The organism is Streptomyces sp. NPDC028298 (genome assembly GCF_055565895.1).
Window position 1 is genome coordinate 745250 of sequence record NZ_JBVHTL010000001.1, and the last position, 22895, is coordinate 768144.

The 22895-nt window shown below is 72.2% G+C and carries 21 protein-coding genes; 12 read left to right on the forward strand and 9 right to left on the reverse strand.

Annotated features, from left to right (window positions below; genetic code table 11):
- Positions 1–13: 13 nt before the first annotated feature.
- On the forward strand, positions 14–1372 hold the full coding sequence (locus ACZ4TO_RS03405; protein ID WP_385038636.1) for a GH1 family beta-glucosidase: 1359 nt from the start codon (positions 14–16) through the stop codon (positions 1370–1372).
- 132 nt (positions 1373–1504) lie between these two features.
- On the opposite strand, the gene ACZ4TO_RS03410 is transcribed toward ACZ4TO_RS03405, so the two are convergent.
- From ACZ4TO_RS03410 to ACZ4TO_RS03440, 7 genes are all read right to left on the reverse strand, one after another.
- Positions 1505–2938 (reverse strand): aminobutyraldehyde dehydrogenase, encoded by a 1434-nt coding sequence (locus tag ACZ4TO_RS03410; protein ID WP_468023277.1) that lies wholly within the window; start codon positions 2936–2938, stop codon positions 1505–1507.
- Positions 2931–4250: a flavin monoamine oxidase family protein gene (locus tag ACZ4TO_RS03415; protein WP_468023278.1), complete on the reverse strand. Its 1320-nt coding sequence runs from the start codon at positions 4248–4250 to the stop codon at positions 2931–2933. Before ACZ4TO_RS03415 ends, ACZ4TO_RS03410 begins: the two co-directional genes overlap by 8 nt.
- A gap of 30 nt (positions 4251–4280) precedes the next feature.
- Positions 4281–5351, reverse strand: coding sequence for an ABC transporter ATP-binding protein (locus ACZ4TO_RS03420; RefSeq protein ID WP_382779543.1), 1071 nt, complete (start codon positions 5349–5351; stop codon positions 4281–4283).
- 3 nt (positions 5352–5354) lie between these two features.
- Positions 5355–6245, reverse strand: coding sequence for an ABC transporter permease (locus ACZ4TO_RS03425; RefSeq protein ID WP_382779540.1), 891 nt, complete (start codon positions 6243–6245; stop codon positions 5355–5357).
- Positions 6242–7138 (reverse strand): ABC transporter permease, encoded by an 897-nt coding sequence (locus ACZ4TO_RS03430; RefSeq protein WP_468023279.1) that lies wholly within the window; start codon positions 7136–7138, stop codon positions 6242–6244. The genes ACZ4TO_RS03425 and ACZ4TO_RS03430 overlap by 4 nt, the downstream gene beginning before the upstream one ends.
- A 3-nt stretch (positions 7139–7141) precedes the next feature.
- Entirely contained in the window at positions 7142–8266 is a 1125-nt protein-coding gene (locus tag ACZ4TO_RS03435) for a polyamine ABC transporter substrate-binding protein (protein ID WP_382779535.1), read from the reverse strand.
- Positions 8267–8457: 191 nt separating this feature from the next.
- Positions 8458–9633, reverse strand: a complete 1176-nt coding sequence (locus ACZ4TO_RS03440) for an aromatic ring-hydroxylating oxygenase subunit alpha (protein ID WP_385038652.1) — start codon at positions 9631–9633, stop codon at positions 8458–8460.
- A 426-nt stretch (positions 9634–10059) separates the two neighbouring features.
- Between ACZ4TO_RS03440 and ACZ4TO_RS03445 the strand changes: the two genes are divergently transcribed.
- The 8 genes from ACZ4TO_RS03445 (at position 10060) to ACZ4TO_RS03480 (ending at position 18180) form a co-directional block, all read left to right on the forward strand.
- Complete coding sequence (locus tag ACZ4TO_RS03445; RefSeq protein WP_468023280.1) at positions 10060–10467, forward strand: hypothetical protein; 408 nt, start codon at positions 10060–10062, stop codon at positions 10465–10467.
- On the forward strand, positions 10464–11714 hold the full coding sequence (locus ACZ4TO_RS03450) for an NADH-ubiquinone oxidoreductase-F iron-sulfur binding region domain-containing protein (RefSeq protein ID WP_468023281.1): 1251 nt from the start codon (positions 10464–10466) through the stop codon (positions 11712–11714). Before ACZ4TO_RS03445 ends, ACZ4TO_RS03450 begins: the two co-directional genes overlap by 4 nt.
- Positions 11715–11765: 51 nt before the next feature.
- Complete coding sequence (locus tag ACZ4TO_RS03455; RefSeq protein WP_351131889.1) at positions 11766–11957, forward strand: ferredoxin; 192 nt, start codon at positions 11766–11768, stop codon at positions 11955–11957.
- A 1-nt stretch (position 11958) separates the two neighbouring features.
- Complete coding sequence (locus tag ACZ4TO_RS03460; protein WP_468023282.1) at positions 11959–14013, forward strand: acetate--CoA ligase family protein; 2055 nt, start codon at positions 11959–11961, stop codon at positions 14011–14013.
- A 91-nt stretch (positions 14014–14104) separates the two neighbouring features.
- Entirely contained in the window at positions 14105–15277 is a 1173-nt protein-coding gene (locus ACZ4TO_RS03465) for an acyl-CoA dehydrogenase family protein (protein ID WP_382779518.1), read from the forward strand.
- A gap of 50 nt (positions 15278–15327) precedes the next feature.
- Complete coding sequence (locus ACZ4TO_RS03470; protein ID WP_468023283.1) at positions 15328–16503, forward strand: acyl-CoA dehydrogenase family protein; 1176 nt, start codon at positions 15328–15330, stop codon at positions 16501–16503.
- 115 nt (positions 16504–16618) lie between these two features.
- On the forward strand, positions 16619–17521 hold the full coding sequence (locus ACZ4TO_RS03475; protein WP_468023284.1) for a 3-hydroxybutyryl-CoA dehydrogenase: 903 nt from the start codon (positions 16619–16621) through the stop codon (positions 17519–17521).
- Positions 17522–17568: 47 nt separating this feature from the next.
- Positions 17569–18180: a TetR/AcrR family transcriptional regulator gene (locus ACZ4TO_RS03480; RefSeq protein ID WP_351131895.1), complete on the forward strand. Its 612-nt coding sequence runs from the start codon at positions 17569–17571 to the stop codon at positions 18178–18180.
- A gap of 116 nt (positions 18181–18296) precedes the next feature.
- Here the strand turns inward: ACZ4TO_RS03480 and ACZ4TO_RS03485 are convergent, their stop codons facing one another.
- Entirely contained in the window at positions 18297–19025 is a 729-nt protein-coding gene (locus ACZ4TO_RS03485; protein WP_468023285.1) for an SDR family oxidoreductase, read from the reverse strand.
- 328 nt (positions 19026–19353) lie between these two features.
- Here ACZ4TO_RS03485 and ACZ4TO_RS03490 point away from each other — a divergent pair, with 328 nt between their 5' ends.
- Positions 19354–19884, forward strand: coding sequence for a COG4315 family predicted lipoprotein (locus tag ACZ4TO_RS03490; protein ID WP_468023286.1), 531 nt, complete (start codon positions 19354–19356; stop codon positions 19882–19884).
- Positions 19885–20268: 384 nt separating this feature from the next.
- Positions 20269–20763, forward strand: a complete 495-nt coding sequence (locus tag ACZ4TO_RS03495) for an FBP domain-containing protein (RefSeq protein WP_382779503.1) — start codon at positions 20269–20271, stop codon at positions 20761–20763.
- 107 nt (positions 20764–20870) lie between these two features.
- Here the strand turns inward: ACZ4TO_RS03495 and ACZ4TO_RS03500 are convergent, their stop codons facing one another.
- Positions 20871–21476: a TIGR03086 family metal-binding protein gene (locus tag ACZ4TO_RS03500; RefSeq protein WP_468023287.1), complete on the reverse strand. Its 606-nt coding sequence runs from the start codon at positions 21474–21476 to the stop codon at positions 20871–20873.
- A 119-nt stretch (positions 21477–21595) separates the two neighbouring features.
- On the opposite strand from ACZ4TO_RS03500, the gene ACZ4TO_RS03505 reads away from it, so the two are divergent.
- Complete coding sequence (locus tag ACZ4TO_RS03505) at positions 21596–22849, forward strand: FUSC family protein (RefSeq protein WP_468023288.1); 1254 nt, start codon at positions 21596–21598, stop codon at positions 22847–22849.
- The last annotated feature ends 46 nt before the right edge of the window (positions 22850–22895 follow it).

Below are 22895 nucleotides of genomic sequence, written 5' to 3' on the forward strand. Positions count from 1 at the left end.
CGAAGGGACTTCAGTGACCATCGACCTTGCCGCCCTCCCGGAGGACTTCCTTTGGGGCACGGCCACGTCGGCCTATCAGATCGAGGGTGCCGTGGCCGAGGACGGCCGCTCCGCCTCCATCTGGGACACGTTCTCGCACACGCCCGGCAAGATCGACAACGGCGACGACGGGGACGTCGCCTGCGATCACTACCACCGGTGGCGCGAGGACATCGATCTCATGCGCCGGCTCGGCACCAACGCCTACCGGCTGTCCGTCGCCTGGCCCCGGGTGATGCCGGGCGGCGACGGCCCGGTCAACGCCAAGGGCCTCGACTACTACGACGCGTTGATCGACGGTCTGCTGGAGGCGGGCATCACGCCCTCGGTCACCCTCTACCACTGGGACCTGCCGCAGGTGCTCCAGGACCGGGGCGGCTGGCCCGCCCGTGACACCGCGCACCACCTCGCCGCCTACGCCTCGGCGGTGGCGGAGCGGCTCGGCGACCGCGTCCAGCACTGGACCACCCTCAACGAGCCGCTGTGCTCGGCCTGGATCGGCCACCTGGAGGGGCGGATGGCCCCCGGCCTGACCGATCTCACGGCCGCCGTCCGCGCCTCGTACCACCTCCTGCTCGGGCACGGTCTCGCCACGCAGGCGATCCGCGCGGCCGTGCCGGGAGCGCAGATCGGCATCGTCAACAACCTGGGCAGCATCGTGGCCGCCACCGACCGTCCGGAGGACGTCGCGGCGGCGAAGCGGCAGGACGGGCACACCAACCGCTGGTGGCTCGACCCGGTGCACGGCCGCGGCTTCCCCGCCGACATGGTCGAGGTCTACGGGGTCGAACTCCCGGAGGTCGCGGGGGACCTGGAGACGATGGCGGCGCCGCTGGACTGGCTGGGGCTGAACTACTACTTCCCGTCCCACGTGGTCGACGACCCGACCGGTCCGGCCCCGTACGCGCGGCAGATCAGCCGGCCCGGCGTGCCCGTCACGGCCATGGACTGGGAGGTCGAGGCCGCGGGGATCGAACGTCTGCTGCTGCGCCTGACGAACGAGTACGGCGCCCGCAAGCTGTACGTCACGGAGAACGGCTCCGCCTATCCGGACGTCGTACGTCCCGACGGCACCGTGGACGACCCGGAGCGCGTCGCCTACCTCGAACAGCATCTGGCGGCCTGCGCCTCGGCGGTCCGCAAGGGTGCTCCGCTGGCCGGCTACTTCGCCTGGTCGCTGCTCGACAACTTCGAGTGGGCGTACGGCTACGACAAGCGGTTCGGGCTCGTGCACGTCGACTACAAGACGCAGGTGCGCACGATCAAGGGCAGCGGTCACCGCTACGCGGAGATCGTCCGGGGACACCGCGGGGGCGCCAGCAAGGCGGCCTAGTCTCCCGGAGGGCACGAAACCCCAGGGCGTGTCCCGGGAATCCTTGTCGGCCGGGGTGTTCGCACCCCGGCCGATCTCGTCCAGGGCGGCCGTCAGCTCGGGGGCCACCACCTGGCGCACCCAGGCGGCCCGTCACATCATGACGTGCTTGACCTGCGTGTAGTCGAGCAGCCCGGTGAGCGACAGATCGCTGCCGTGACCGGAGTGCCGTACGCCTCCGTGCGGCATCTCCGACACCGTGGTGCCGTGGGTGTTGACCCAGACGATCCCGGTGCGCAGGGCGCGGCTCGCGCGCATGACCCGGTCGTGATCGCGTGTCCAGACGCTGGCGGCGAGTCCCTGCGGTACGGCGTTGGCCAGTTCGAAGGCCTCGGACTCGTCGGTGAACGGCTGGACCGTCACGACCGGACCGAACACCTCGCTCTGCACGATCTCGTCGTCCTGGCGCACCCCCGCGACCACCGTGGCCTGGTGGAAGTACCCGGGCCGGTCCAGCTGCACGCCTCCCGTGACGACCTCGGCATGGTCGGGCAGGGTCTCCAGCAGACGGCGTACGGAGGCGAGCTGGGCCGCGTTGTTGAGCGGGCCGAAGTCGGCGTCCGGGTCGTCGGGGCCGCCGGGGACCTGCTGGGCGGCCCGTTCGGCGAAGGCGTCGAGGAAGGCGTCGTGGATCCGGTGGTGGACCAGGACCCTGGTGGCGGCGGTGCAGTCCTGGCCCGCGTTGTAGAAGGCCAGCGACGAGAGCTGCCCTACGGCGTCGTCCAGGTCGGCGTCCTCGTGGATCAGCACGGGTGCGTTGCCGCCGAGCTCCAGGTGGAGCCGTTTGAGGTCGGCGGCCGCGGCCGCGGCGATCTGCTGTCCGGCGCGGACGCTCCCGGTGAGGGCGACGAGCCGCACGGCGGGATGGGCGACCAGCAGGCGCCCGGTGTCACGGTCGCCGCAGACGACGTTGAGTACACCGGGCGGCAGGTGCTCGGCGGCCAGCCGGGCCAGGAGCGTGGCGGAGGAGGGCGTGCTGTCGGACGGTTTGAGGACGACGGTGTTGCCGGCGGCGAGCGCTGGGGCGATCTTCCACACGGCCATCATCAGCGGGTAGTTCCACGGGGTGATCTGCGCGCAGACGCCGATGGGTTCCCGGCGCAGCACGGAGGTGCGGCCGGGGGTGTACTCGGCGGCCGCGGCGCCGGGCAGGTTGCGCGCGGCGCCGGCGAAGTAGCGCAGCACGTCGGCGATCGCGGGCAGTTCGTCGGCGAGGAAGAGGGCACGGGGTTTGCCGGTGTCGGCGACCTCGGCGCTCGCCACGGCGTCGGCGTGCCGCTCCAGCGCGTCGGCGATGCGCAGCAGCGCGCCCTGGCGCTGCTGCGGGGTGGTGGCCGACCACACGTGCTGGGCGTTCTCGGCCGCGCGGCAGGCGTCGTCGACGTCGTCGGTGCCGGAGAGCGGAGCGGTGCCGTGGAGGCGTCCGGTGGCCGGGTCGATCAGGCGCAGGGTGGCGCCCGACGCGGCGGGTGTCTCCTTGCCGCCGATGTGGTTGAGGACGGTTCCCGGGCGGGCGTTGTCAGCCACGGAGCAGTGCCTCCTTCGCTGCGGCGCGGCCGGTGCGGACGGCGCCTTCCATGTATCCGGCGACCCACTGGTCGGATCCGCAGACGTAGAACGGGGGTTCGTGGGTGCCGTGCGACGGCCCCACGGCCATCACCTCGCCCGGCGGCCACTGGGTGACGTAGCCCTGTGTCCAGGGGTCGCTGCCCCACAGCCGCAGGTAGCAGGCGAGCGGTCGGCAGGCCTCGTCGCCGTACAGGCCGGCGATCTCGGCGAGCAGTTCGGGGGTGCGCAAGTGGGGCGGGGTGCCCAGCAGGACGCCGTAGCGCTCCGGCGGGACCAGTGCGGACAGGACGCCCTCGTTCTGGGGCCAGGTGCTGCCGAGGACGCCCTCGGACTCGGAGAGGCCGTTCAGATCGTCCGCGCGCCAGAAGGGACGGTCGTAGACGGCGGCGAACTTGGCCGCCGTCGCCTGCCGTTGCCGGTGCAGGGATGCGAGGCGTGCCTCGCTCACGCCGCTGACGGCGACGGACCGCAGCGGTCCCACGGGCAGGGCGCTCACCACGGCCCCGGCGGTGAGGACCTCGCCGGTGACGAGGCGGACGGTGCAGCGCCCGGGGTGTACGTCGAGGGCGGCGACGGGTGAGCCGAGGCGAACGCGCGGGCCGAGTTCGCGGCCCATCACCTCGGCCAGGGACGCCGAGCCCTCGGCGAGCCGCAGCCCTTCCCAGTCGTCGTAGTCGTAGTCGCCCGGGCCGGACGCGGGGACGACGGCGCTCTTGCGCAGTGCGGCCAGCAGGGAGATCCGCTCGTAGGAGCCTCCGGCGAGGGCCAGCTGGCCGATCTCCCACAGGCGGACGACGGCGGGGGTGGCGTGCCGGGAGCGCAGCCAGGCGCCCACGGACAGCCGGTCCAGGGCGGCCGCGTCCGGGTGGGACCAGGGGTCGCCGGGGTCGACGGTGGCGGCCAGGGCGGCGAACTCGGCGCCGAGCCGGGCGTGGAGGGCCGCGTCGCCGTCGCCGAACCAGTGCGGCGGCTCACCGGCGGAGCTGCCCTCCGGCGTGGCGCGGACCATCCGTCCCGGCTCGGCCACGTAACTGGGCACCAGCTTCAGTCCCAGTTCCGCTGCGAGGTCGAGGTAGGCGGTGTGGGCGCGGCCGACGACCTCCCCGCCGAGCTGGACGGTACGGCCGTCGGGGAGGCGAGCCTGTTCGACCCGGCCGCCGACCCGGTCCCTGGCCTCCAGGACGAGTACGTCGGTGCCGGCGGCGGCCAGGTCCCGGGCGGCGGCAAGCCCGGCCAGCCCGGCACCGAGAACGATCACGTCGTGATGCATCGGTTTCGCTTTCAGATCGGGTGGGGGCGGTCAGGCGAGGACGAGGCAGTGCTCGGGCCGCCAGCCGAACTCGACCGTCTCGCCGCCGCTCCAGCGGTCCTCCATGCGGGCGCGCGCCGTGTTCTGCTCCAGCACGGACAGGGTGACGCCGGGCGCGAGTTCGATCAGATAGGTGGTGGTGGGGCCGCAGTAGACGGTCTCGCGGATGACTCCGCGCAGCACCGGCATGCCCGGTTCGAAGTCGGACAGCCAGACCTTCTCGGGGCGTACGGAGACACTGACCGAGGTGCCGTCGGCGATGGCGGCTCGGGGGCCGACGGGCAGGGCGGGTCCCTGGTCGAGGGTGACCTCGCCGCCGCGGTAGGTGCCGGTCATCAGGTTGGAGGTGCCCATGAAGGAGGCGACGAAGCGGCCGGCGGGGTGCTCGTACACGTCCTCGGGGGTGCCGCACTGCTCGACGCGGCCCTCGTTCATGACACAGATCCGGTCCGACATGGTCAGTGCCTCGTCCTGGTCGTGGGTGACGAAGACGAAGGTGATGCCGACCTCGCGCTGGATCTGCTTGAGCTCCACCTGCATCTGGCGGCGCAGCTTCAGGTCGAGGGCCGCGAGCGGTTCGTCGAGCAGGAGGACGGCCGGCCGGTTGACCAGGGCGCGGGCGAGGGCGACGCGCTGGCGCTGGCCGCCGGAGAGGGTGCGGGGCTTGCGCCCGGCGAAGCCGTCGAGCTGGACCAGTTCCAGCATCTCGCCGACGCGGCGCCGGATCTCCGCCTTCTCGACGCCCTTGCGCTTGAGGCCGAAGGCGACGTTGTCGGCGATGCTGAGGTGGTCGAACAGGGCGTAGCTCTGGAAGACGGTGTTGACGTTGCGCTTGTTCGGGGGCAGCGCGGTCACGTCTTCGCCCGCGAGCAGCACCGATCCCTCCGTGGGATCGGTGAAGCCGCCGATCATGCGCAGTGAGGTGGTCTTGCCGCAGCCGGAGGGGCCGAGCAGGGAGAAGAAGAGGCCGGCCTCGATGTCGAGGTTCAGGTCGCGGACGGCGTAGGTGTCCGCGAACCGCTTGGAGACGCCGGCGAGGCGGACGGCGTGGGTCTCGTCCATGGGTCAGCTCCCGGAGAGGATGTCGAGGCCGCCGCGGCGGCCGAACAGGCGCGGAATGAAGAGGGCCAGGGCGATCAGGCCGATGGATCCGGCGAGCATCAGCGTGCCGACGGCGTTGATGGTGGGCTGCACCCCGAAGCGGATCGCCGAGTAGATCCGCACCGACAGCGGCTGGGGGTCGACGCCGGTGGTGAAGTAGGCGAGGACGAAGTCGTCGAAGACGAGCGCGAAGATCAGTACGGCGGCGGCGAGCACCGCGGGCAGCAGGGCGGGCAGGGTGACCAGGCGGACCGCCTGCCAGCGGGTGGCCCCGAGGTCCATCGCGGCCTCCTCCACCTCGGGGTTCAGGGCCGCGACCCGGGAGCGGAGGATCACGGTGACGTAGGAGATGGAGAAGGTGATCTCCGAGACCATCACCGTGCCGGTGGACAGGGTCACGCCCAGGCCCTTGAACAGGAGCATCGACGCGACGCCGGTGACGATCTCGGGGGTGATCAGCGGTACGAGCATGATCAGGCCGGCCAGGGAGCCGAGCCGGGTGCGGCACCGGACCAGTCCGAGGGCCAGGGCGACGCCGAGGACGATCGAGCCGGCCGTCGCCACCAGGGAGATGCGCAGGCTCGTGCCCAGCGAGGAGATCAGGACGTCGTCGTGGACGAAGGCGCGGTACCAGCGCAGGCTGAACCCGCTGAAGACGGTGAGGGACTTCTGGGAGTTGAAGGAGAACAGCGTCACCACGGCGATGGGCAGGTAGAGCAGCGCGAAGAAGAGGGCGGTGACGGCGACGAGGACGCGGGGCTTGCGGTCGGCGCGGCCGCGCCGGGTGCGGGTGCGTGCGGCGGGCCGGTCGGTGGCGGGGGCCGCGGTGGTGGTGGGCGGGCTGAGCTGGGTCATCGGCGGGCCTCCGCCTCGTCCTTGCGGGTGCGCCTGAGGTAGCCGAGCATCCCGACCAGCAGGACGAGCATGAGCAGCAGGGTGAGCGCGGATCCGAGCGGCCAGTTCTGGCCCTGGAAGAACTTGTCCTGGATGAGGTTGCCGATCATGATCTGGTCCGGTCCGCCCATCAGTTGCGCGCTGACGAAGTCGCCCATGGCGGGCAGGAAGACGAGGACCAGTCCGGCCGCCGCGCCCTGCCGGGTGGCGGGCAGGGTGACGTGGAGGAAGGTCCGCACGGGGCCGCCGTAGAGGTCGCGGCCGGCCTCGATGAGGGAGACGTCGAGCCGCTCCAGGGCCGCGTACAGCGGGATGATCATGAAGACGACGAATCCGTAGACGAGTCCCGCGATCACGCCGACGCCGGTGTTGAGGATCTTCGTGTCGCCGTCGGCCAGTCCCGCGGCGCGCAGGGCCCGCAGCAGCGGTCCGTCGTCGGACAGGACCACCGACCAGCCGTACATGCGCACGAGATAGTTGGCGAAGAACGGCACGACGATCGCGGCGATGAGCGCGTGTTTCCAGCGGCCGCCGTGCAGGGCGATGGTGTACGCCACCGGGTAGGCGATCAGCAGGCAGATCACGCAGGTCAGCAGGGCGTAGCCGAGGGAGCGTGCCAGTACCTCGGTGTAGGCGGGGTCGGCCAGGGCTCGGATGCTGGAGAGGTCGAACCCGAAGCGGGGGTTGCCGAGTTCGTCGGTGGTGCCGACGGTGAGGACGGCGACCAGCACCAGGGAGGCGATCAGGAACCCGGTCATCCACAGGGTGCCGGGGAGCATGAACCAGGTCCACATGCGGGTGCCGGTGGCGTCCGGGCCGCGGCGGGGGCGCGAGGGGGGAGGCGTCGGTGTCATGTCTCAGCCCGCCTTCACATGGGTCCAGGCGGTGTCGCGCGCGTCCTCGGCCGCGTGGCTCCCGTTGCGGAAGAACAGGTCGGCCTTGAGGTCGGCCTCGGTGACGAGGCACTCGGGGAAGGGTTTGACGAGTTCGGCGTAGACCTTCTCGGAGCCGGCCACCGGCATGGGGTAGCCGATGTACTCGATGTTCTTCTTCACGTTCTCCGGCCGGAGCATGAAGTCGATGAACAGCATCGCGGTGCCGGGGTGCGGGGCGTTCCAGGGGATGGCGTAGCAGTCGGAGTTGATCGGTGTCCCCTCCTTGGGCGCCTGGAAGCCGAACACGGAGGGGTCCTTGGCCTGGTTGAGCATGGCGGCCATGTCGCCGCTCCAGGCCTGGGTCATGACGGCGTTGCCGTTGAGCAGGTTGTTGTAGCTGTCGCTGGAGAAGCCGCGCAGCCGTGGGCGCAGGGTGCCCAGCAGGTCGGTGATGCGGTCGAGGTCGCCCGGGTCGCCGGTGCTGACGTCGAGGCCGAGTTCCAGGGCTCCCATGCCGAGGACCTCGTCACGGTCGTCCAGCAGGAAGACCTTGCCCCTGGCCCGGTCGCTCCACAGGTCCTTCCAGGATCCGGTCAGCTCGCCGATCCGGTCGCGCCGCCAGCCGATGCCGGTCTTGTAGGCGGTGAAGGGGACGGTGTGCGCGGAGCCGGGGTCGTACCAGGGGTCGGCGAAGTAGGAGTGGGCGCCGAACACGTCCTTGGCGTGGCTGAGCTGCGTGTGGTCGATCCGGCGCAGCCGGCCGCCGCGAGCCAGGCGCTGGGCCCATTTGGCGCTGGGGAAGACGATGTCGTAGCGGTTGCCCGCGTTGAGCTTGGCGACCATGCCTTCCATCGAGTCGAAGTTCGACTGGACGACGCTGACGCCGTACTCCTTCTCGAACCCTTTGAAGACGGACGGGTCGACGTAGTCGGCCCAGTTGAAGTAGACGAGATCGCCGTCGACGCGTGCGCGGACCGGGGCCAGGTCCTTGTCGTCGGGTGTTCTGGCGGGCATGAACCCGCAGCCTCCGACCGCGGCGCCCAGCAGGCCGCCGGCGCCCGCCCGCAGCAGGGCGCGTCGGGTCGGTGGTGGTACCTCGGGGGACATGGAGCGTCCTCTCCGTCGAGGAACGGCACGACAGTCCAGGGCGGGACCGGCTGGTCGGCTCGCGGAGGCCCTGTGACTCCGTGGTGAGGACCGGTCTGGGAAGGGTACGGACGTGCGTCAGTGGTGCCGGGGTAAGCCGGCCGGGAGGAGTGCGACGCGCCGGTGGGGCCCGGCCGCGGGACGGCGGGGCGTCACCGGCCGTCCTCTTCCAGGTCGCGGCGGATCCGGCGGGCGAACCAGCCGACGGCGGCCTCGCGGTGCGAGAGCGGGCCGGGCTCGAACCCCGGCGTGGACAGGCCGGCCTGTACGCGTTCGACCAGCTCGGCGTCCTCGTCGTTGGTGACCCAGCCGATGTGGATGTTGAGCCGCCGGGCGATCCTGGTGCGCAGGCTCTCCCCGTGCCGGGTGTAGAAGGCGCCCGGGATCGCCGCCCGGTCCTGGGCGGTGGGCAGGGCGGTCCACGCGAGCACGTGGTCAGGGTAGAAGTCGATGAGCGTGTTGGGGTAGATCACGGCGTACCGCCAGACCCGCCGGTCGGCCTCGGTCAGCCCGGGCATCGGGGTGGCGAGCCGCTGGTAGAGGCGTTCCGTCCAGTTCGAGGAGGGCTTGTCCCGCAGCGGTGACTCGAACAGGACGTAGTGCTCCTGGACGTCCACCGTGTACGCCTGGTAGTCGAGCAGTCGCATCAGCGCGGGGTGGGCGACGGGGACGTGGTAGCCCTCCAGGTAGTTGTCGACGATCACCTTCCAGTTGGCGTTCTGCTGTTCGCCGGCGGTGACGTCGTGGATGCGGTGCTTGCCGACCGGTGTGAGGCCGGGTCCCGCGTAGTGGCCGACGGCCTCGGCGAGCCCGGCGCAGGTCTCGGCGAGCGGGGTGGCCTCCAGGTCGAGGTTGACGAAGACGAAGCCGAGGAAGGACTCGACGTTGACCGGGTGCAGTCCGAGCCGGGGCTTGTCCAGGCAGGGGATCCGGCGCGCCTCGGGGGCGCCGACGAGGCGTCCGTCGAGCTTGTAGGTCCAGCCGTGGTACGGGCAGCGGATCGCCTTGCCCTCCGGCTCCGGGCCGGTGACCAGGCGGGTTCCGCGGTGGCGGCAGACGTTGAGGTGGGCGGCGAGGCCGCCGTCCTCGGTGCGCACGACCAGGACCTCCCGGCCGGCGGCGGTGGCCGTCAGCCGGGCGCCCGGGCCGGGGAGGTCGGACTCGTGGCAGACGAGCTGCCAGGACTTGGCGAAGACGCGTTCGGTCTCCGCGGCCGCGACGGCCGGATCCGTGTAGTAGCGGGCGGACAGGGCCTCGCCGGGGTGATCGGGGGTCTCGCTCGGCGGGCCGGGCGGCGCGGTGGCCGCCTGGGTGGTCGAGGGGTTCATGAAGTCCTCCTCCGCGCCGCGCGGGGCGGCGATGGGCGGTGAGGCTGTGACCGGGATGGGCCGCGGGTTCCCCATGGGGGCCCGCGGGATCCGGCTGACTAATTGGTTAGTCAGACTGGGACCGACGCGGTGGCAAGTCAAGGCTTGTGGGCTGACTAATTAGTTAGTTAGTCTCTCGCTCCAGGCGGACGGGCCGACCCCGCAGGGACAGCGGTGGGTCGTCCCGGCCGCCCGCGGACCACCGATCCGCGCAGCCCGGCCCTCCCGATCAGGACAGCCGCACGTCACGCGGTACACGGCCCCGGCCGGTACTCCGCACGGCTCCCCGCCACGCACAGCGAGCGGCGGAGCATCTCCCCCGTCACGCCGTCGCCGCGCCTCCCCGCTCCCCCGCCGGGAGCGGGGAGCGCCCCCGGAGGCACGCACATGAGCGCTCGCCGACATCTGGCATGGCTCGGTCTCACACCGGAGCCCGAACAGGAACTGCCCGTGGCCGTGGCCGCGCTGCGGGCCCCGGCGGCCGCCCGGCCGCCGTCGGTCCTCGTGGCCGAGGAGAGACGGCACGTAGAGCGGCTGGTGCTCCGCGGCACGCAGCGAAGCTGGCTGCGCTACCTGGGCGAGGTGACCGACCTGGTGGTGGCCGCCGCCGAGGAGCCGGGGCCGGCCAACCCCGGACCGGCTCTGCTGGCCGGTGAGGTGGTCCTCGACCACCACCGGATGCTGATCGGCCTGCCCGGCTCCGGCTACGACCGGACCACGGCCCAGCGGCAGGCCCTGGAACACGCGGTGGACCGCCTGAGATCCCGCTGCGGCGAGCACTGGAGCACCGTATGACCGGCGTATTCTCCCTACTCCCCGAAGGGCGGCACGGGCTGCTCGCCCGGCCGCCCGGCAGCGCCGCGGGCCCTTCCTCGTACGAGGACTCCTCCCGCTATCTCGCCGCCGGCGGGTACGCGCCGGTGTCCGCTCCCGGCACGCTGCTCGACCGGATCGGCGCGGCGGGGCTGCGCGGCCGGGGCGGCGCCGGATTCCCCGCGGCCGTCAAGCTGCGCGCCGTCCGCGACGCTCCCGGCACGCCCGTCGTCGTGGCCAACGGCGAGGAGGGCGAACCGGGCTCCGTCAAGGACCGCTGGCTGCTGCGATACCGGCCGCACCTGGTGCTGGACGGCCTGCGCCTGGCGGCCGCCGTGACCGGTGCCGGGCGCGGCTGCGTCTACCTCTCCGACGCCCAGGCCGAGCGGGCCGTGCTGCGGGCCCTCGCCGAGCGGCCCGCCGGCCTGCGGGTGGACGTCGTACGCACGCCCCACTCCTACGTCGCCGGGGAGGAGAGCGCGGTCGTACGGCGGATCGACGGCGGTCCGGCGCTGCCGACGGCCAAACCCCCGCGCCCCTTCGAACGCGGCGTCGGCGGGGCGCCGACCCTGGTCGCCAACGTGGAGACACTGGCCCGCGTCGCCCTGCTGCACTCCCGGCCCGAGGCCGCCGCCGAGGTCGCCGGCGCCCATCTGGTCACCCTGTCCGGGTCCGACGGCCGATCGGCCCTGGCCGAGGTCCCCGCCGGTACCCGCCTGGACGCCCTCGCCGACGCCTGGGGGCACGGCAAGGCCGAGGCCGTTCTGCTGGGGGGACTGTTCGGCGGACTGCACGGCGTGGGCTGGGCGGACCTGCCGCTCGACCTGGAGGGGCTGCGCGCCGCCGGTGGCGCACTCGGCTGCGGGGCCCTGTACTTCCTGCACCCCGGGGACTGTCCGGTCGGCGTCGCGAGCGAGGCGACCGCCTATCTCGCCGCCCAGAGCGCCCGGCAGTGCGGGGTGTGCGTCTCCGGCACCGGGGCGCTCGCCGGGGCCCTGTCCGCCGTCGCCCGCGGCACGGCCGACCCGGGCACTCCGGACAGGCTGCGGCGCTGGTCCGGGCAGTTGCCCGGACGCGGGGCCTGCGGGCTCCTGGACGCCGCCGCGCGGATCGCCGCCAGCCTCCTCACCCATTTCCCCGACCGTCTCGAGGAACACCGGGACTGTCCCGGCTGCGCCGGCGCGGCGGCCCCCGAGGACGGACGCCGATTCCTGGTGGCCGTGCCCTGACACGCCCTCCCCCGCCCCCTCGCTCCGCTCCCCTCCCAGAAAGGGCCGCACATGAAACTGCTGCTGGACGCCACTCTCTGCCAGGGCTACGGCCTGTGCCGCGAACCCGCGCCCGAGCTGATCGACCTCGACGACTTCGGTTACGCGCAACTGATCGAGACGTCCGTGCCGCCGGGCGGCGAGGACGCAGCCGTGGCCGCCGTCGCCGCCTGCCCCAACTCCGCGCTGCGGCTGGTGAAGTGACATGGGACGTGACCTCTCGGCCCTCTTCGACCCGGTCTCCGTCGCCGTGGTCGGCGCCAGCGACGACCCCGCCAAGTACGGCCACGCCATAGCCGCCCAGGCCGTCCGCGCGAACGGTCGCCGTCCCGTCCATCTGGTCAACCGGCGGGGCGGTACGGTGCTCGGCCGCACCGCCGCACCGAGCCTGAGCGCGATCGGCGAACCGGTCGACCTGGCCGTGGTCTGCGTGCCCGCCGCCGGGTTCGAGGCGGCCGTCGACGAGGCACTGGGCTGCGGGGCACGCGCGATCGTCGCGATCACCGCCGGCTTCGCGGAGACCGGCACCGCCGGCCGCGCACGTCAGCAGGCCGTCGCCGAACGGGTGCGGGCCGCGGGAGCCGTCATGGTCGGCCCCAACTGCCTGGGAATCGCCGACAATACGACGGACCTCTTCCTGGCCTCCGACACCTTCACGCCCGGCGGCGTGGCGCTCCTGAGCCAGAGCGGCAACCTCGCCCTCGAACTCCAGCTGCGCTTCGCCCCGCACGGCCTCGGCTTCTCCCGGTTCGTGTCGCTGGGCAACCAGGCCGACGTCACCCTCGTCGACCTGCTCGCGGACTGCGCCCGGCACGAGGACACCCGGGCGATCGCGGTCTATGCCGAGGACTTCGCGGACGGACGTGCCTTCGCCGAGGCCGCAGCCGTGGCCGGCAAGCCGGTGGTGCTGCTCACCGCCGGGCGCGGCGACGCCTCGGCGCGCAGCGCGCAGTCGCACACCGGGGCGCTGACCACCTCGGCCGACGTGGTGACGGCGGCCTGCCGGGACGCCGGGGTGGAACTGGTCGCCACCCCGCGCGAACTCACCGTCGTGCTCGCCGCGGCGGCCGGACCGCGCCGCGGTGCCGGCCGCCGGGTCGCCGTCCTCACCGACGGCGGGGGCCACGGCGTGATCGCCGCCGACGCCGTGGAGGCCGCGGGACTCTCGGTGCCGGAGATCGGCGCGCCGGCCCGGGAGCGGCTGCGCGAGGTGCTGTGGGAGCAGTCGGCCGTCGCCAACCCCGTGGACCTGGCGGGCATGGGCGAGCAGGACCCCGGTTCGTACGCGGCGACCGTCGAGGCGCTGCTCGCGGCCGAGGAGGTCGACGCCGTGCTCATGACCGGCTACTTCGGCGGCTACGCGGCCTCCGAGGGCGGTCTCGGCGGCGGCGGTAGGGCGCTGGCGGACGGGGAGCGGGAGGCGGCACGGCTCATCGCCGCCCGGCACGGCGCCACCGCCAAACCGCTGGTGGTGCAGTCGATGTATCCCGGCTCCCCCAGCTGCCGCACCCTCGCGGCCGCCGGCATCCCCGTCTTCGACGCCACCGAGGACGCCGCGCGCGCCCTCGCCGCCACGGTGGCCGACCGTACCGCGCCCGGCATCGTCCCCCTCCCCCTGCCCGCCGCGCCGATGGAGGAGACCGGGTACACGCGGATCCGCGCGGCCCTCCAAGCGGCCGGCCTCGCCTTCCCCACCGCCCGGGAGGTCCACGACGAGTCCGAACTGCTCGCCGCCGTCGCCGGGTTCCCCGGCCCGTACGTGCTCAAGGCCCTGCACCTGCTGCACAAGTCGGACGCGGGCGGTGTGGCCCTCGGTCTGACCGGGACCGACGAGGTGCTGGCCGCCTTCCGCGAGATGCACGCCCGGCTCGGCGCGCCCGCCTACTCCGTGGAGGCCATGGCGGACCTGTCCGACGGCATCGAGCTGATCGTCGGCGTCAACCGCGATCCGCGGTTCGGCCCTGTCGCCATGGTCGGCCTGGGCGGGGTGCTCGCCGAGTCGCTGCGCGACGTCGCCTTCACCCTGGCGCCGGTGACCGCCGGCCGCGCCCTGGACCTGCTGCGCGGACTGCGCACCGCCGCACTGCTCGACGGGGTGCGCGGCCGGCCTCCCGTCAACGTCGCCGCGGCCGCCGCGGCCATCGAGACGATCACCGCGTTCGCCGCCGCCCACCCGGAGATCGCCGAGCTGGAGGTGAACCCGCTCCTCGTCGGCCCCCGCGGTGCGCTCGCCCTGGACTCGCGCGCCGTCCTCGGCTGAGCGACACCCCCGTACCCGCCCGAGCGACACCCCGTACCCGCCCGGGCGCCCCGCCCGCCCCCGCCCTCCCCCGACCCAAGAGGTGGTCACCATGGACATGCGCTACACCCCCGAACAGTCCGACCTGAAGCGGCGCGCGGCCGACTACGCCCGGCTGCTGATGCGCTACGAGGACCAGTCCGAGCAGGCCGGCGGTCCCCTGCCGCAGGAGCTGGTCACCGAACTGACCCGGGCCGCGATGGACGCCGGCGTCTACGCCATCAACATGCCCGCCGCATGGGGCGGCGCCGGGCTCAGCCTGCTCGACCAGGTCATCGTCGAGGAGGAGTTCGGCAAGGCCACCAACTGCCTGTGGGACATTCCCTGGCGGCCCGCGAACGTCCTGGCCCAGGGCGACGAACGGCAGCGCGAGAAGTACCTGCTGCCCGTGATCCGCGGGGAGAGGTTCGACGCGTTCGCCGTCACCGAGCCGGGCGCCGGATCCGACCCGTCTTCCGGCACCTCCACGGCCACGCGCACCGAGGGCGGCTGGCTGCTGAACGGCGAGAAGTGGTTCGTCACCTGCGGCGACATCGCCGACTTCCTGCTGGTGCAGGCGGATGCGGGCCCCGAGCGGCTGCCCACGCTGTTCTTCGTGGACAAGGCCGCTCCCGGCGTCGAGATGACCCGCGTGCCGCGTTTCATGCACTCCGCCGTCAATGGGCATCCCGAGTTCACCTTCACCGACGTCTTCGTGGCCGACGAGGACGTGCTCGGCGGCGTCGGCAACGGCTACGAACTGACCAAGGAGTGGTTCACCGACGAGCGCCTGATGATCGCGGCCCGCACCGTCGGCGCCGCGGAGCGGGCCCTCCAACTGGCCCGTGACTGGGCCGTGGAGCGCGAGCAGTTCGGCGCCCCCATCGCCAACTACCAGCTGATCCAGGGCATGCTCGCGGACTGCGCCGTGGACATCGCCGTCAACCGCGCCTACACCCACCAGGTCGCCTGGGAGGCCGACCAGCCGCACACCGACCGCAAGACCCTGCACGCCAAGGCCTCCACCGCCAAGCTCGCCGCCAGCGAGGCGGCCGGCCGGGTCGCCGACCGGTGCCTGCAGATCTTCGGCGGCCGCGGCTACGACCGCTCCTACCCCGTCGAACGCATCTACCGGGAGCTGCGCGTCGACCGGATCTGGGAGGGCACCTCCGAGATCCAGCGGCTGATCATCGCCAACGAGCTCATCAAGCGCGGCACCGGCGCGCTGGCTCTCCCCACGCACTGACCCCGCCCACGCCCACGCCCACGCCAGACCACCACACAGCGAGGACTTCCATGGACTTCCGCCTCACCCCGCGCCAGGCACGGCTCAAGGCCGACGCGCGTGCCCTCACCGACTTCATCGCCGCCTACGAGAACCGGTGCGAGGAGGACAACGGGCTGCCCGCGAGCGCGCACACCCAGATCCGCGACGCGGTCCTGGACGCGGGCCTCCAGGCCGTCAACATGCCTGCCGAATGGGGCGGCGCGGGCCTCACCATCGCCGAACAGGTCACCGTCCAGGAGGAGTTGGGCCGACTGACCGGCGCCCTGTGGGACATGGTGTGGCGACCCGCGAACGCGCTGCGGTTCTGCACGCCCGAGCAGCGCGAGCGTTTCCTGGTCCCGGTCATCAAGGGTGAGCGCCGGGACTGCTACGCGGTCACCGAACGCGGCGCCGGGTCGGACCCGCAGAACATCGCCACCACGGCGACGAAGAACGACCGGGGGTGGGTGCTCAAGGGGGAGAAGTGGTTCGTGACCGTCGGCGACCACGCCGACTTCATGATCGTCCTCGCGGCGGCGGGTCCGGAGCGCGCACCGACGCTGTTCCTGGTCGACAAGGACACCCCGGGCATCGAGATGACGCGCGTGCCGCGCTTCATGCACACCTTCGTCTACGAGCACCCCGAGTTCACCTTCACCGACGTCCAGGTCGACGAGGACGCCGTGCTCGGCGGCATCGGCGAGGGATACGACATCACCCGCTCCTGGTTCACCGAGGAGCGCCTGATGATCGCGGCCCGTACCACCGGCGCGGCCGAGCGGGCCCTGGAACTGTCCCGTGACTGGGCCGTGGAGCGCGAGCAGTTCGGCGCGCCGATCGCCACGTACCAGCTGGTCCAGGGCATGCTCGCGGACTGCGCCGTGGACATCGCCGTCAACCGTGCCTACACCCACCAGGTGGCCTGGGAGGTGGACCAGGCGGGTGCGGAGGACCGCAAGACCCTGCACGCCAAGGCCTCCATCGCCAAACTCGCCGCCAGCGAGGCCTCGGGCCGGGTCATCGACCGGTGCCTGCAGATACACGGCGGGCGGGGCTACGACCGCGCGTACGCCGTGGAACGGCTCTACCGGGAGCTGCGCGTGGACCGGATCTGGGAGGGCACCTCCGAGATCCAGCGGCTGATCATCGCCAACGAGCTCATCAAGCGCGGCCCGGGGGTGCTGGACCTGCCCGTCGCCCGATGACACCGGCAGGGGCGGGCGCCCGCCCCTGCCCCCGCGGACCGTGGTGCGTCCCCGGCGTCCCCGGTGCCGGGGACGCCGGGGACGCCGGGGACCTTCGACGCAGAGAGGACAACGGATGACCGACATCGAACGCGTGGGGGTCGTCGGCTGCGGCCTGATGGGGGCCGGCATCGCCGAGGTCTGCGCGCGCGCCGGCCTGCCGGTGACGGTCGTGGAACGCGACGCCGAAGCGGCCCGCGCGGGCCGGCGGCGCATCGGCCACTCCCTCGACAAGGCCGTCGCGCACGGCAGGCTCACGGCCGAACGGCGCGAGGCCGCCGCCGTGCTGATCACCGTGGCCGACCAGTTCGAGGCCCTGCACGACCGGGATCTGGTGATCGAGGCGGTGGCGGAGGACGAGCGGCTCAAGCTCGACGTGTTCACCCAACTCGATACGGTCGTCACCGGCGAACGCGCCGTCCTCGCGACCAACACCTCGTCGATCCCGGTCGTGCAGCTCGCGGCGGCGACGGGCCGGCCCGAGCGGGTCCTCGGCGTCCACTTCTTCAACCCGGTGCCGGTGCTGCGGCTGGTCGAACTCGTCCCGTCGCTGCTCACCTCGGCCGACACCGCGGACCGGGCCGAGGCCTTCGTGACGGGCACGCTCGGCAAGGAGGTCATCCGCACCCGGGACCGGGCGGGTTTCGTGGTGAACGCGCTGCTCGTCCCGTACCTGCTGGCCGCGATCCGCATGGTCGAGTCGGGCGTCGCGCGCGTCGAGGACGTCGACCGCGGCATGGTCCTCGGCTGTGCGCACCCCCTCGGGCCGCTGGCGCTGACAGACCTCATCGGTCTGGACACCACCCGGGCCATCGCCGAGTCGCTCTACGCCGAGTTCCGGGACCCCACGTACTCCCCGCCCCCGCTGCTGTCCCGGATGGTGGAGGCCGGTCTGTTGGGCCGCAAGTCGGGGCGCGGCTTCCACACGTACGAGGCGCGATCCGCGCACGAGGCGGCGGCGCGGGCCGAGCGGCCGTGAGGGACAATGGCGGCGGTGTACGACCGCCGGACGAGGGGAGTCGCAGAGTGTCCAGCAAGGTCCGCACGGCGGACACGCGCGAGCGCATCCTGACCGCGGCGTGCGAGGCCATCGCCGAGATCGGCTTCGAGAAGATCCGCATGCGCATGGTCGCGGAGCAGGCCGGCGTGTCGACCGCGCTGCTGCACTACCACTTCGACACGCGCGAGAAGCTGTTCACGGAAGCCATGGCCCACTCCTTCGCCAGCACGGCCGTGGATCTGGAGCGCGACGCGGAGACCGCACCGGCGGCGGTCGTCCTGGCACGTATCCTGCGCAGCCTGCTGCCGACCGACCCCGTGTTGCACCAGGACTGGCGGCTGTGGCAGGAGCTGTGGGTCCGGGCGCTGCGCGACGAGTCGACCCGGGTGTTCGCCGTGGACCTGTACGCCGAGCTGCACGCGTGGGTGAGCGGCGCGGTTCGGCGGGGCATCGAGTCGGGTGAGTTCACGCCGACCGACGTGGACGAACTCGCCACGCTCGTACTGTCCCTGAGCGACGGTTACGGCATCCGCCTGATGCTGCGCGATCCCATGGTCACCCTGGAGGGGGCGCTGGCGTCCGTGTGGCGTCACGCCGCCACCTCGCTCGGTCTGCCGGAGGCGGTCCCGGCCGGGTGAACCGCCCGGCCGGGTCATGATCTCCATGTGCGACTGGATCGGCTTGTCCCGTTGCCGAGGTCGACGAGCAGGTGGGGCCCGAACAGCGCGCCGCGTCGGCCTCCTCGTCGGGCGGTTCAGGAGAGCCAGTCGACGTAGCGGGTGGGGGCGAGGTGGGCGTCCTTGTCAGTGAGGACGTCGCCCTTGACGACGGCGAACATGCCGGCGGTGGGGTCGGTGACAACGGTGCGACCGTCGCCCTTGTGGGTGAGGGTGATCCGGCCCAACTCGTCCAGGGAGAAGACTTCGGGCCCGGCGATGTTGCGCATGCCCCCCAGCGGGGCGCCCGCGGCGACTTCCGCCACCGCATCGGCCACGTCCTTGGAGGCGATCGGCTGGATCGGCGTGGCAGGCAGCCGGACGGTGTCGCCGTCGGCGGTCCAGGACAGGACCGCGTCGATGAACTCCATGAACTGCGTCGCGCGGACGATCGAGTAGGGGATCTGTCCGGCCGCGAGGATGTTCTCCTGGAGCGCCTTGGCCCGGTAGTAGTCCAGCTCCGGCACCTGGTCCGTGCCGACGATCGAGAGAATGACGAAGTGGCCGACGCCGCCCTTGCGGGCCGCGGCCAGGAGGTTGTCCATCGAGGTCTGGAAGAAGGCCAGGGAGGCTTCGTCGAAGGTCGGGGAGTTCGTCAGGTTGACGACGACGTCGGCTCCCGCCACCGCCTCGTCCAGTCCCTGGTCACTGATGATGTCGACGCCGGTGGACTGCGAGTGCGGTACCGCCTCGTGTCCGGCGGCGTTCAGATTCTTGACGACCTGCGACCCGATCAGCCCGGTACCGCCGATGACCGCGAACTTCATGACATGCCTTTCGCCAGGAGATGTGGACCGGTCAGCTTCACCGGCCGACGCAGCCGCAGCCGGATCGTCTTCCCCGTCGACTACGTGATCAGGGAAGCACGGGTCGTCGTACATCATCGGCAAGAACGCGTGTCCCGCGACCTGTTGGTTTGTGATCGGCACGGCGTTTCCCCACCTCAGCGATGAGCCGGCACGCCGATCATCCACAGCACCACTGGCCCCGTGGACGGGCTGTCGCCTTTGGCGTGTAATGGAAGGGAGACGCGAGGCGCGCTGAGGCACAGCGGCCGCAAGACACTCCGAGGCGATCGCAGCCGGAGGACTTCTCGTGAAGCACCACACCCGAGCATTCATCGCAGCCACCGGAACGGCACTCTTCCTGTCCTCGGCCACCGTGGCGTACGCCGGTGGCACCAGCCACGACGGGGCACGCAGCGTACAGGCAGCGGGATCGGGGGTGAGCGCCTCGCCCTCCGCGACCGTGTCCACCAAGTCCGGCCCGCTCGGCAAGATCCTGGTCAACAGCAAGGGGCACACCCTCTACCTCTTCCAGGCCGACAAGACCAACAAGTCCACCTGCGACGGAGACTGCGCCAAGGCCTGGCCACCGCTGAAGGCGAACGGGAAGCCGACGGCGGGAGGCGGCGTCAACAGCAAGCTGCTGTCGACCATCACGCGCAGCGACGGCTCGAAGCAGGTCACGTACAAGGGGCACCCGCTCTACACGTTCGTCGATGACACCAAGGCCGGGCAGACGAACGGGCAGGGGCTCGACGCCTTCGGCGCCAAGTGGTACGTGCTGGGCACCGACGGCAAGGCCATCACCAAGACCCCGTCGTCGTCGCCGGGCGGCTACTGACCTGACCGCACGGCGCGCTGCTCGAACCGATCGCAGTCCCGGCGCCGGAAGCCTGCCGGGCTGCGCGGTCGCAGGACGGGGGCTCCCCCGGCGGAACGGTCCTGCAGTCCGGTGGCCGCTGCCGGCCGGCCGTCTTGACCAGGGATGCGGCGACGTCGGTGGCGGAGGCCGCGCTCGTATCCGGCCCGCTCCCTCCCGTCCGCCCCGGTTCCCGCGTCCCCCTCGTCCACGCGGTCACTGTGCCAGGTGACCCCGCGCGTCCGCAGCCCCCGTGTGACGGCCTCCGCGGGTCCCCCGAAATCCACTGGCTCCCACTCCCGGGACTAGGTACCTTCGACAAAAACCTAGGACACCTAGGTTTTATCGTCGATACCGGGAGACCCCATGAGACCGCTCACCGAGCAGGACATCCGTACCTCGTTCATCAACTGCACCAGGGGCGAGGCGAAGCGGCTGGCGACGCCTCGCGATCTCGACGAACGGCCCTGGGGCGATCTCGACTTCCTGGGCTGGCGAGATCCCGGTGCGCCCGACCGCGGCTTCCTCGTCACCGAACGGGACGGCGGCCTCCTGGGCGTCACCCTGCGTCTCGCCTCCTCCCGGCGCGGGCTCGCGCACCGCAGCATGTGCTCGCTGTGTCTGACCACGCACCCGGGAGACGGGGTCGCGCTGATGACGGCCCGCAAGGCGGGCGCCGCGGGCCGCGAGGGCAACTCGGTCGGCGTCTACGTCTGCGCCGACCTCGCCTGTTCCCTCTACGTGAGGGGGAAGAAGGCGCTCCGGTCGGGAAGCCGCTTCGAGGAGACCCTCACGACGGAGCAGCAGATCGCCCGGACGGTCGGCCATCTGTCCGCCTTCCTGGCGAAGCTGCGCGACTAGGGCGTGCCGCAAGGTCTCGCCTGGCCGGCGACGCCTGGCACGGACCCCGGGCGAACGACGCGACTTCGCTGGGCCGGCCGTGGGGCCCACGGCCGGCCCAGGACTCTTCAGGACCCGGCCGGCGTCCAGTGCGGGTCGCGGCCGAGGAAGGCGAGCAGCGCCTCGGCCGGCCCTGCGCCCTCCGGGACCTCACGCGCGGGGGCGAACACACCGAAGGAGTCGCGGAGGTGGTCGGCCAGCCGGTCCGCCGCGAGCCGGATGCCGCCGGCCAGGTCGTCGTCGAGAGGCGATCCCTGGCCGGTCGCCACTGCGATGTCCCAGGCGTGCACGCCCGCGTCCATCGCGGCCGCGGCGGCCGCCACGCCGAACGGCAGCGGCCCTAGCGGGGTGGCCACCTCCCGCGCGTCGGCGGGCAGTCCCGCGTAGACGCCGGCGACCTGGGAGAGGACATTGTCGAGCGCGGCCGTGACATCGGCCTCCAGAGCCGCGTCCGGGTGGAAGGCGTCCGACTCGGGCCACCCGGTGCCGGTGACCGCGGCGCCGTACGCCTGCTGGTCCAGCCGGGCGTGGTTGAGCACCTGGGCCGCCGTCCACTCGGCGCACGGCGTCGGCGCCGACCAGGCGTTCTCCGGCACGCCGGCGACCACGGCGCGCAGCCGGTCGTGCGACAGCGTCAGCAGTTCGATGCCCTGGACGTTGCTCGTCGCGCTCATTCCGGTGCCTCCTGATGCGGTCCGTCCCGGTCGATACCTTCAATCTAGGATCCCTTGCGGACAGATACGGTCCGCAATCGACACGTTCGGTACCCGTGTTAAACGGGAAGGCCCCAAGGATGCACGAGGCACGTGGTGAGTGGACGGCGTCCGTCGCGAAGATCGTGGAGCGTCGCCGGGAGCCGGTGGTCGTCCAGACACTTCGTTCGACGGCCGCCGCGACGATCGCGTACGTGGTGGCCATCCATCTCAGTCCCGAACCCGCGCCGCTGACCGCGCCCCTGACCGCGCTGCTGGTCGTACAGGTCACCCTGTACTCGACGATCACCACCGCGATCCGGCGGGTGAACTCCGTGGTGGTGGGCGTCGTCATCGCCATCGGCTTCAGCAGCCTGGTCGGCCTGACCTGGTGGAGTCTGGGGCTGATCATCCTCGCCTCGCTGGCGGTGGGGCATCTGGTCCGGGTCAGCGAGTTCGTGCCCGAGGTGGCGATCAGCGCCATGCTGGTCCTCGGTGTCACCAGGGTCGGCGACACCGCGTGGGCCCGCGTGCTGGAGACCTTGATCGGCGCGGTCGTGGGCCTCACCTGCAATCTGGTGCTCGCGCCGCCCGTGTGGGTCGACATGGCCGGGGAGCAGATCGAGGACCTGGCACGCCGGATGCGGCAGTTGATGCTGCGGGTCGGCGAGGGGGCCGCCTCGAACACGCCCTTCCACGTGGCGGCCGAGCGGCTGCACGAGGCCCGTCGGCTGGACAACGACATCGCCGGGGTGGACGCGGCCCTGCGGCAGGCCGAGGACAGCCTGAAGCTCAACCCGCGGGTGCGCGAGGGGCTGATGCACCGGGTCGTGCTGCGCACGGGCCTGGACACCCTGGAGATCTGCACGGTGGTCCTGCGGGTCCTGGCGCGCAGTCTCACCGACCTGGCCAAGGAGCGGGAGCCGCGGCCCCTGTTCGAACCGCAGGCCGGAGCCGTCCTCCAGGAACTGCTGTCGGAGGTCGCCGACGCGATCGTCAGCTTCGCGGTGCTGGTGACCACCGATGTCACCCAGAACGCGGTGTCCGCCGAGGAGCGGCTCAGCGCGGAACTCGCCACCGCCGCCGCCACCCGCGACAAGCTGGCCCAGCTCTTCCTGGAGGAGGTCCAGCGCGACCCGAGCCAGTGGCAGCTCCACGGTTCCGTCCTGACCGAGGTCACCCGCATCCTCGACGAGCTGGACACCGAGCACCGCACCCGGCGTCTGTTCGAGGAGCTGGACCGCTGCACCCGTGAGCAGCGCGAGCGCCGGCCGCGCCTGACCCGGCTGCGGAACCGGCTGCGCCTGCCGCGCCGGAGGAGGAACCGTTCCGACGCCTCCGCGCGTTCTAGATGACGAGTTCCGTGAGCGGAAACGGCACGACGCCGTGGCGGTGAGCCGC